Annotated in this window: 7 protein-coding genes; all 7 read right to left on the reverse strand. The window is 43.3% G+C overall.

Annotated elements, in window-relative coordinates; genetic code table 11:
- Nucleotides 1–34: 34 nt before the first annotated feature.
- A complete protein-coding gene (gene whiA / locus GWD08_RS02570) occupies nt 35–946 on the reverse strand; it encodes a DNA-binding protein WhiA (RefSeq protein ID WP_159564084.1) in 912 nt (303 codons plus the stop codon).
- Nucleotides 943–1,920 (reverse strand): YvcK family protein, encoded by a 978-nt coding sequence (locus GWD08_RS02575; RefSeq protein WP_159564085.1) that lies wholly within the window; start codon nt 1,918–1,920, stop codon nt 943–945. The genes whiA and GWD08_RS02575 overlap by 4 nt, the downstream gene beginning before the upstream one ends.
- A complete protein-coding gene (gene rapZ, locus GWD08_RS02580) occupies nt 1,917–2,798 on the reverse strand; it encodes an RNase adapter RapZ (protein ID WP_159564086.1) in 882 nt (293 codons plus the stop codon). The genes GWD08_RS02575 and rapZ overlap by 4 nt, the downstream gene beginning before the upstream one ends.
- A 450-nt stretch (nt 2,799–3,248) precedes the next feature.
- Nucleotides 3,249–4,595: an asparagine--tRNA ligase gene (gene asnS / locus GWD08_RS02585; RefSeq protein WP_159564087.1), complete on the reverse strand. Its 1,347-nt coding sequence runs from the start codon at nt 4,593–4,595 to the stop codon at nt 3,249–3,251.
- Between the two features lie 296 nt (nt 4,596–4,891).
- Nucleotides 4,892–6,070, reverse strand: a complete 1,179-nt coding sequence (locus GWD08_RS02590; protein WP_159564088.1) for a pyridoxal phosphate-dependent aminotransferase — start codon at nt 6,068–6,070, stop codon at nt 4,892–4,894.
- Entirely contained in the window at nt 6,067–6,537 is a 471-nt protein-coding gene (locus GWD08_RS02595; RefSeq protein ID WP_159544302.1) for a cell wall elongation regulator TseB-like domain-containing protein, read from the reverse strand. Before GWD08_RS02595 ends, GWD08_RS02590 begins: the two co-directional genes overlap by 4 nt.
- A gap of 30 nt (nt 6,538–6,567) precedes the next feature.
- Complete coding sequence (locus GWD08_RS02600) at nt 6,568–9,024, reverse strand: bifunctional DnaQ family exonuclease/ATP-dependent helicase (RefSeq protein WP_159564089.1); 2,457 nt, start codon at nt 9,022–9,024, stop codon at nt 6,568–6,570.
- Nucleotides 9,025–9,262 lie beyond the last annotated feature (238 nt).

Consider the following 9,262-nt stretch of genomic DNA (forward strand, 5'->3'; position numbering starts at 1 on the left):
GGTTCTCCTTTCTTGGGATAATGCCAAAGGTCCACTAAAGTTCCTCAGCAATTTTATTGATTTTGCGCAGACGATGATTGACACCACTCTTTGAAATAGGGGTTTCAAGGGTGTCAGCAATTTGTTGGATGGAATAATCAGGATGGGTAATGCGCAGCTGTGCTATTTCTTGGAGTTCAAGGGGCAGGCTTGAAAGGCCAATGGTATCCATGATTTTAACAATATTGTTGATGGTTTTCATGCTGGCTGTAATGGTCCTAGCAATATTAGCCGTTTCTGCATTATTAGCCCTGTTAATGTCATTGCGGGCTTCGCGCAAAAGCTTGACTGACTCAAATGCTTCCTTACAGGCCAGAGCTTGGACGATTAATAAAAAGTCCATGATGTCCTCAGCTTTTTGCAAGTAAGTGATGGCACCGTTTTTGTGCTCCAGCGTCTTGGCATCTAAGAGAAATTTTTGCAGGAGGCGTGCGAGGTCTTGGGCATGGTCCAAGTAGACTGAGTAAATCTCTAGCTGATACTTTCCTGACTCTGGATCACGCACCGTACCGGTCGCTAAAAAAGCACCCTTGATATAAGCACGACCAGCATCATCATCTTTTAAAACCTCAGGGCTAATGCCTGTTTCAAGGCCAAAAAAGGCATCGGCTAAGTGGAGGTCTGTTAACAGCTCATCAACGCCTTGTTCAACCACTACAGTATACACTCGATTTTTTCGAAGGTTGGTCTTTTGATGGTACTTGATTTCTGGAACAATCTGATAATAGGCTTCAATGGCTGAATAAATATAACGTGCCGTCTTGGCATTTTCAGTGGTAATGGCAAGCTGCAGCCCCTTGGCTGACAAGCTAAGACTGCCTGATAGTTTGATAATAGCTGCCAACTCTTCCTTTTTGGGAGCAGCTAACTGGATCAGCTCTTCTTTAATTTTTGTTGTGAAACTCATAACCGTCGTTCCTTAACTAAGGTCATTAATTCCTCAACCACCAGGTCGCCATCATGAAAAGCTCCGCCATTTTCCAAGCGTAAAAAATTGGATGAAATGACTTTTTTGACGAGGCGATTCAACTCACTAAAATGATGTTCAACTTGCACGAGATACTCATCAAATTTGTTATAATCCATGTAGTCTTGTGGGACCTGATCAAGATTGACAAGGACAGTATCAATCAAATTGTCTCCCAGATGGCGGTTTAAGACAGCCACATGATCAGCATCGGAAAAGTGCTCCGTTTCGCCATACTGGGTCATGATATTACAAATATAAACGATTTCTGCCTTGGTGGCCTTGAGGGCCTCCTTGATTTCAGGGATAACTAAGTTAGGTAAGATGGAGGTATAAAGTGAGCCTGGCCCTAGTACAATCATATCACTGTTCATAATGGCTTCAACTACTTGATGACTGGCTTTGGGGTCTTGATCATTGTAAGAATTGGTCACATAAACATGGTCGATCATGCCTTGATAATTAGCAATATGGCTTTCACCAGAGACGACATGACCATCTTTGAAGACGGCATGTAGAGTAAGCGCATGCTCACTTGAGGGAAAGATTTTACCAGTGGTATGAAATAGCTGGGACAGTATTTGCATGGCATTCGAGATAGAGCCCTGCATTTCAGAGATGCCAGCAATAATCAAATTTCCCAGAGGGTGACCAGCTAACGCCCCATCTTCTTTGTTAAAGCGGTACTGAAAGACCTGTTCGTAAAGCTTTGGCATATCACTTAAAGCTAGTAAGACATTGCGCAAGTCACCCGGTGGGGCCAGCTGCATGGCGTTGCGAATCTTACCAGAGGAGCCGCCATCATCTGCCACTGTAACAACTGCATTAATCTCCACATCTTCTGAGCGAAGGCGCTTTAAAATCACAGGAATCCCAGTTCCTCCACCGATAACAGTGATTTTCGGTTTTCTCATGAGCGGTTGACGGTTTCCTTCCGTTTATTTTTGTCCCGATGGCTTTCATTCACAGGCCAATTTTTTTGTAAATCCTGAGCTAAGCGATGGGTAAAGGCAACACTGCGGTGTTGACCGCCAGTGCAGCCAATGGCAATGGTTAAGATTGCTTTTCCTTCTTTTTTGTATAAGGGCAAAATTGGCTCGATTAAGGCTAATAAGTGACGATAGAAATCCTTTGAGCTTTGCTGGTCCATGACATAGTCGTAAACCTGGTCATCTAAGCCGGTTTGGTTACGCATTTCAGGAAAATAATAAGGATTTGGTAAGAAGCGCACATCAAAGACCAGGTCAGCATCAAGGGGAACACCGTATTTAAAACCAAAACTCATCACTTCAATACGAAAAGATAGGGAGTTTTGCTCATCAGAAAATTGAGCCGCGATGGTTTGCCGTAGCTCTCGCGGTGTTAACTCTGATGTGTCGACTAAGTGTTGGCTGAGGCTTTTTAAGGGAGTTAATAATTCGCGTTCCAAGCGAATCCCATCTAAGACCCGGCCAGTGGGCGCAAGAGGATGGCTGCGCCTGGTTTCTTTATAACGTGAAACCAACTCAGTATCGGTAGCATCTAAAAAGAGAATTTTCACATCAATAGAGGGATTGGCTTCTAGCTGATCCAGGATTTGATTGATTTCTTTAAAGAAAGAGCGGCTGCGCATATCAACAACGAGAGCCACACGTTTATAATCATTGGTCTGTTCGATGATTTCGATAAACTTGGGCACCAGCGTTGGTGGCATATTATCAATGGTAAAATACCCTAGATCTTCAAAGGATTGAATCGCCACTGTTTTACCAGCTCCACTCATCCCTGTTACAATCACTAAGCTAATGGTCATCTTGAAACTTCTCCTTCTTAGACAACAAGTTATGGTGTCGTCTTATCTCTAATTGGTATCGCTGATGCTTTGGCACAGCTTGGTGTTAACACCCTATAGTAACTCTCCTTACTCCTTTTGACTCAAACTAACTAAGACAGCGCAAGCCATATGCAAAATCAATAAAACCTATGCCTAAAATAGGTATTGCTTTTCTTATTATAGCAAATCCTCAGGCTAGAAGACAAGAATATGGCGAGCTACTTATTAACCATTGCTGAAAGAGGCTGAGACAACCGTCTTCAGCCTTTCTACTAATAACATCATAACGCAAGCCCCAAAAGAAGTCGGCCCAGCAAAATGCCCTTAATGGTCAAGCGCAAGCAAGCTCACCTGCTGTAACTAACGAACCACCAGCTTTGTTTGCTGCCACGTCCAGGTAACTGTTCCACTCTCTTAGGTTCTTTAAAGTTAAGGTTTAATGCGATGTAACATCCGAGGGAAGGGAATGGCTTCGCGGATATGCTTGGTGCCAGCTACAAAGGTCACCATCCGTTCAATTCCAATTCCAAAGCCGCCGTGAGGGACAGAGCCGTATTTACGAAGGTCAAGGTAAAATGCGTATTCGGATTTATCCATTTCGAGGGCGTCCATTTTGGCGACTAGGGCATCATAGTCATCCTCACGCATGGAGCCGCCGATGATTTCCCCGTAGCCTTCTGGAGCTAATAGGTCGGCACATAAGACACGGTCTGGATTGCCAGGAACTGGTTTCATGTAAAAGGCTTTGAAACTGGCAGGATAGTTAACGACAAAGGTTGGCACACCAAAATAATTGGAAATCCACGTTTCATGAGGCGAGCCAAAATCATCGCCATGCTCTAAGTGCTCATAATCCGTGTCTTCATCTGCTTCATGGGCTTGTAGCAGGTCAATAGCTTCATCATAGGAGACGCGTTTAAATGGCTCTGCAATATAGCGCTTTAGGGCAGCCACATCGCGCTCTAAAATATCAAGTGCTTGTGGGGCACGATCAAGTACACCTTGAATCAGGGCTTTAACATAAGCTTCTTGTAAATCAAGCGACTCGTCATGGTCTAGGAAGGAATACTCCGCATCCATCATCCAAAACTCTGTCAAATGGCGCCGGGTTTTGGATTTCTCTGCCCGGAAAACAGGGCCAAAGTCAAAGACACGCCCCAAAGCCATGGCCCCTGCTTCCAGGTAGAGTTGGCCTGATTGGCTCAAAAAGGCTGGGGTGCCAAAGTAATCTGTCTCAAACAATTCTGTTGAATCTTCAGCGGCATTTCCTGATAAAATCGGACTATCAAAACGAATAAAACCATTTTTATCAAAGAAATCATAGGTAGCATAAATAATAGCATTACGAATTTGCATGATTGCCATTTGCTTGCGCGAGCGTAACCACAAATGACGATTATCCATCAAGAAATCAGTACCGTGCTCCTTGGGTGTAATAGGGTAGTCAGCAGAGGTGCCGATAATTTCAAGATCTGTTATATCCAATTCATAGCCAAATTTTGAACGTTCATCCTCTTTAACAAGACCCGTCACATAAACAGACGTTTCTTGATTGAGGTGTTTGATGGTCTCAAACTTGGCAGTTCCGGCTTCTTGGCCAAAGCTTTCCAAGAAATTTGGCTTAAAAGCAACAGCTTGAAAGAAAGCCGTGCCATCGCGCAATTGCAAGAAAGCTATCTTTCCTTTACCAGACTTATTGGCAACCCAAGCACCAATAGTAACTTCTTGGCCAACATACTTTTTCACATCAATGATTGATACTAATTTTTTTGTCATGATTCCTCTTTCTTAATCTAAATAATCTTCTTATCCTATGCTGTGGTGTGCTTTGCTGTGCTATTTTCTTTGGCTAAAGTCAAAGCTTTACCAAGACCTATTTGCCTGCTACTCGAGCAAAACCGCTAACTCAACCAGCAGTCTTGCTTTCTCGCCTGCTTTGGCAAAATAAATAGCTGGCGCAATTATCTTAAAACACAAATCAAACCTAAAAAACCGGTCATCCTCTTTGATTTTGCTTACAGGTTGAGCTGAGCTAGGAGAATTCGTGCAACCTTTTCCAACACTCACTAGACTTATCCCATAAAAGCTTTTAGGCGTTGGATAGCTTGGGTCAGAGTTTGTAAATCAGTAGCATAGCTGAGCCTAACATGGTTTGGCGCACCAAAGCCAGCTCCAGTGACTAGGGCTACGCCAGCTTCTTCTAAAATAGCATTCGTAAATGCGGTAACATCTGAATACCCCTTCATTTCCATTGCTTTAGCAACATTGGGAAAGAGATAAAAGGCACCCTGGGGTTTGACCACCTCAAAGCCTGGCACCTCACATAAGAGAGGGTAAATGGTATTTAGACGAGCTTCAAAGGCTAGGCGTAATTCCTCTATCGCATCTTGTGGTCCAGTTAAGGCTTCAATGGCTGCATATTGTGAAACAGTCGTCAGATTTGAAGTCGTCTGACTAATAATCTTGGCCATACCAGCAATGATCGCTCTATCACCAACCGCAAAGCCCACACGCCAGCCTGTCATCGCATAGGTTTTTGAAACCCCATTAATGACAATGGTTTGATTGCAAATGGACTGTGACAAGCTAGAAATAGGCGTAAAGCGATTGCCGTTATACACCAGGCGCCCATAAATATCATCTGCTAGAATTAAAATATCATGAGCCACCGCCCAATCACCAATGGCCTGCAGCTCTTTTGCTGAATAAATCATCCCCGTTGGATTAGATGGGCTGTTTAGTAAAAGCACCTTGGTATTTCTCGTTCTGGCAGCTTCTAATTGTTCAACAGTCACTTTAAAATCATGGGTCTGTGTCGTTGTCACAAAAACAGGAACACCCTCAGCCAGTTTGATTTGCTCAGCATATGAAACCCAATAAGGTGTTGGAATGATGACCTCGTCCTTGGGATTTAAAACGGTCATAAAAAAAGCATAGAGTACAAATTTAGCTCCCGTACCAACAACAATCTGATCAGGATTTACCGCATAGCCATAGAAACGGTTAAAATAATCTTTAATAGCCGCCTTCAATTCTGGTAAACCACTGGCTTGGGTATAAAAACTAGCCCGACCATCAGCAATGGCCTGATTTGCTGCAGCTTGAATATTCTTTGGAGTCACAAAATCAGGCTCTCCCAAAGTGAGGCTTAAAATATCTCGTCCTTGAGCTTTCAAGGCTTTAGCCCTAGCGCCAGCAGCCAGCGTAACGCTTTCTTCCATGTCTAAAACGCGTTTGGACAATGTGGTCATAAGACCTCCTTTCTCACCAGCTCACCCGTTTGAAAATCAATCAAGTAAAAGGCACCCCTGGCTTTAACTTCCCACAAGATTTGATGATCCTCCATTCCCAGACGTGTTGTCTGGATTGCTTTTGCACCAGCCTTTTGGGCAATGGCTCGCGCTTTTAGCGCAGAGATACCATCATTAGCTTGATAAACCTCTGGCTTAGCTGCTTGCTCTGGCAGGATCACAATAATCGGGGATTGCGCCTTGTTATGACCAAAGATAGCGTAAGAAGTTGCCTTGCCATGGTACACATCAATACGGCTAACTTCATGTAAGTCTGTTTGAGACTTAGCATAGGAAACGAGTTGTGATTTTAACAAGAGCCGATTCTTGATGGGGGCATAACCAAACATTGTAAGGGCAAAACTCCCTAACAGAACAATACTAGAAAGCCAATAGAAGAAAGTTCTTATTGGTTTTGGATTGGTCATACATGCCTCCAATTCATATGATCTTATCTATTATAGCAAAAATTGCTGTATTGCGGGCAGGGCTTCTGTGATTTTTTGCGAAGAAACCATAAATTCTTCAGATAAATTCGCGGTCATCTCCTGTCCATAGGTCTTGGTTAGCAAACGTTTATCAAGGATGATAACCGCCGATTTTTGGTGGGGTCGTCGCATGGTTCTGCCAATGGCCTGTTTTAATTTTAAAAGCGCCATCGGTTGAAAGTAATCCGCAAAGGGCTGCTTGTGGTTCGCTAGCAAATGCGCATTCATCTTCAGTACAAAGGGGTCGTTTGGATGGTCAAATGGTAAACGTGTAATCACTGTGATCATGCGATCAGCATGGGTAAAGTCTACTCCTTCCCAGAAGGCACCCACCCCAAGTAATAGTGCTTGCTCTCCCTTATCAAAGCGTTTTTTGATGTGATAGGCTGTGCCATGTTTTTCCTGAGCTAAGTGCCCCAAATCACGGCCTTCCAGTTCCTCTGATACCATATACATATGCTTTTTGGCATTAAATAAAACCAAAATAGGAACCTGCAAATCCTGTAAACGTTCTAAACGATTGACAATAGCTTCTGTATAGGCTTGATCAGATAGTTTAGAGATTAGGGGCATGGATTGATCAATAAAAATTCGTTGTTGCGGCAACACTTGCTTAGCAAGATAAGCTGCCTGATACGTTTCATAGCCCAATAAATTTGCTAAAGAGACCTGTTGACTGATCTGCAAAGTCGCTGAAATAAAATAGGTTTTAGTGGTTTGTGGTAAAAAATCACTAAAACGAAGCAGCTGTGGACTGGTTGCATTGAGATAAGTGATTCGCTTATCACTACTTCGGTCGCTGGATAACCAAAACTCCCAGTTCTCAAGGCTCGTCCACTCTTCAAGCAAGGGCATGTGCGCTGCTTTTATTTCTGCTAGGAGCTGCTTTAAGGGTGCAAAGTCTGCTTGCTCAAGCATCCTTGTCTGATGGTACTTAGTGACCAAGTGATTTAATTCAAAGAGGAGTCCTTCGTATAAGCGACGCTGCAAAATAACTTCTGTTGTCGCAAGTTTTTCATCAAGTTGGTCAATGAGCCCTTTAATGTCACTTTGTTGCCGCAGCAATTGTTCCATGGCCAGCATGAGATTTTGCGCCTCATCAAACACCAAAATCTTACCACGTGCAAAGTCCTTGTCATCTTCGATTCGATGGAGGAAATAGGCATGATTGGTAATCAAAAGCTGAGCCTTTTGCGCCTTTTGATAGCTGCGCCACCAAAAATCCACATCATAAAAAGGCGATGATGCCAGTAGATTGCCATCATGCGCGACTTGCTCAAAATAAGCTGCATAGCGCTGCTTTTGCTTAATCTCGTCTAAGTCGCCCGTCTTCGTTTCTAATAACCAAATGACTAGCTGCATCTTATAGCGATTGATGAGACGATTGGTATCCGTTTGCTCCAGACTCGCTTTAAAGGAATCCAATTTAAGATAATTCTTTGGTCCTTTTAAGCTATGACAGGATAAGTGAAAGGTTTTTGCTAGCTGCGCCGCTTCTTTACTCATAATCTGATCTTGCAATACCTTGGTTGGCACACTAATCAAGACCTGTTCTTGCTTTGCTTTTGCAAGTAAAGGTAACAAATACCCATAGGTTTTACCGATACCTGCCTGGGCCTCAATAAAGCTCGCTTCTGGCTTTGCAAACTCATCTGTTACAATCTTTGCAAATGCAATCTGCTGAGCCCGTTCCTCCAAGCCAAGTAAGGCTGCATTGATGGCAAAGTCATTTGATAGCTGATAGCTGGGCAATGCCTCGCTTTCTCTTGTAAGCACCAGACCATGCACTAATTGGTAGTGCTTGGGATCAAATGTTTGGGCAAATGGCAGAGCCTGGGTTAGCACGGTTGCGGTTTCAAAAAGCAGGTTATCGGCATACTGTACCAACAAAGACAAGGTCTCATAAGGAAGCTTTGCGATTTTAGCTTGCACATGCAAAAAAAGCTGAGCAGTTGCCCTAGCATCAGCAATTGCGGTATGGGCATCGGCTAAGTCTAAATGGAGTTCTTGTGAGAGATGAGAAAGCGTGTATTTTTCAAGTGTGGGATAGAAAATCTGCGCTAATTCGACTGTATCTACGCGCGGTGTCCGCAATTCATAACCTTCTAAGAAAAGCGCCTCTGCTAGTAGATTGGCATCAAAGGTCACATTATGAGCCACAAAAACACAATCTTTAATGCGGTCAAAAATTGGCTTAGCAACCTGGGAAAAGTCTGGTGCTCTTTGCAACTGGGCGTCACTAATCCCTGTTAGAGACTTAATATGGTCGGTTAGGGGCTCATGTGGATTGACATCAGTTTGATAGGTATCAATAATCCGGCCATTGTGAATAATCACAATACCGACTTGGATAATGGAGGCATTGACCCCGGCGCTAGTAGCTTCCAAATCTACCACTGCATACTTACAATCTGTTTTCTCTGTCATAATAGCTTTATTATATCATTCCTCCTCCACAAAATAAACCTGAGGGCTCTGGCTAAGGGTGCTTTAGAAAATCGCTTTGCTTGTGACTTTTTTTGACAGCCTTAAAGGTCACCCGAGTTTATCAGTTAATTGACTTCGCAGGGGTTGTTTTTGCGATAACAGCGGTATTTCTTTTGATTTTTTATCTCTATTTATTGTTGTGAACGGCAATGTATGCTATACTATAGTTATGGCATTT

This window comes from Streptococcus halichoeri (assembly GCF_009870755.1).
In the GTDB taxonomy this organism is placed as follows: Bacteria; Bacillota; Bacilli; order Lactobacillales; family Streptococcaceae; genus Streptococcus; species Streptococcus halichoeri.

Coding starts and splice junctions, on each gene's coding strand:
- whiA (WP_159564084.1), bottom strand. CDS start 946: ATGAGTTTCACAACAAAAATTAAAGAAGAGCTGATCCAGTTAGCTGCT.
- GWD08_RS02575 (WP_159564085.1), bottom strand. CDS start 1,920: ATGAGAAAACCGAAAATCACTGTTATCGGTGGAGGAACTGGGATTCCT.
- rapZ (WP_159564086.1), bottom strand. CDS start 2,798: ATGACCATTAGCTTAGTGATTGTAACAGGGATGAGTGGAGCTGGTAAA.
- asnS (WP_159564087.1), bottom strand. CDS start 4,595: ATGACAAAAAAATTAGTATCAATCATTGATGTGAAAAAGTATGTTGGC.
- GWD08_RS02590 (WP_159564088.1), bottom strand. CDS start 6,070: ATGACCACATTGTCCAAACGCGTTTTAGACATGGAAGAAAGCGTTACG.
- GWD08_RS02595 (WP_159544302.1), bottom strand. CDS start 6,537: ATGACCAATCCAAAACCAATAAGAACTTTCTTCTATTGGCTTTCTAGT.
- GWD08_RS02600 (WP_159564089.1), bottom strand. CDS start 9,024: ATGACAGAGAAAACAGATTGTAAGTATGCAGTGGTAGATTTGGAAGCT.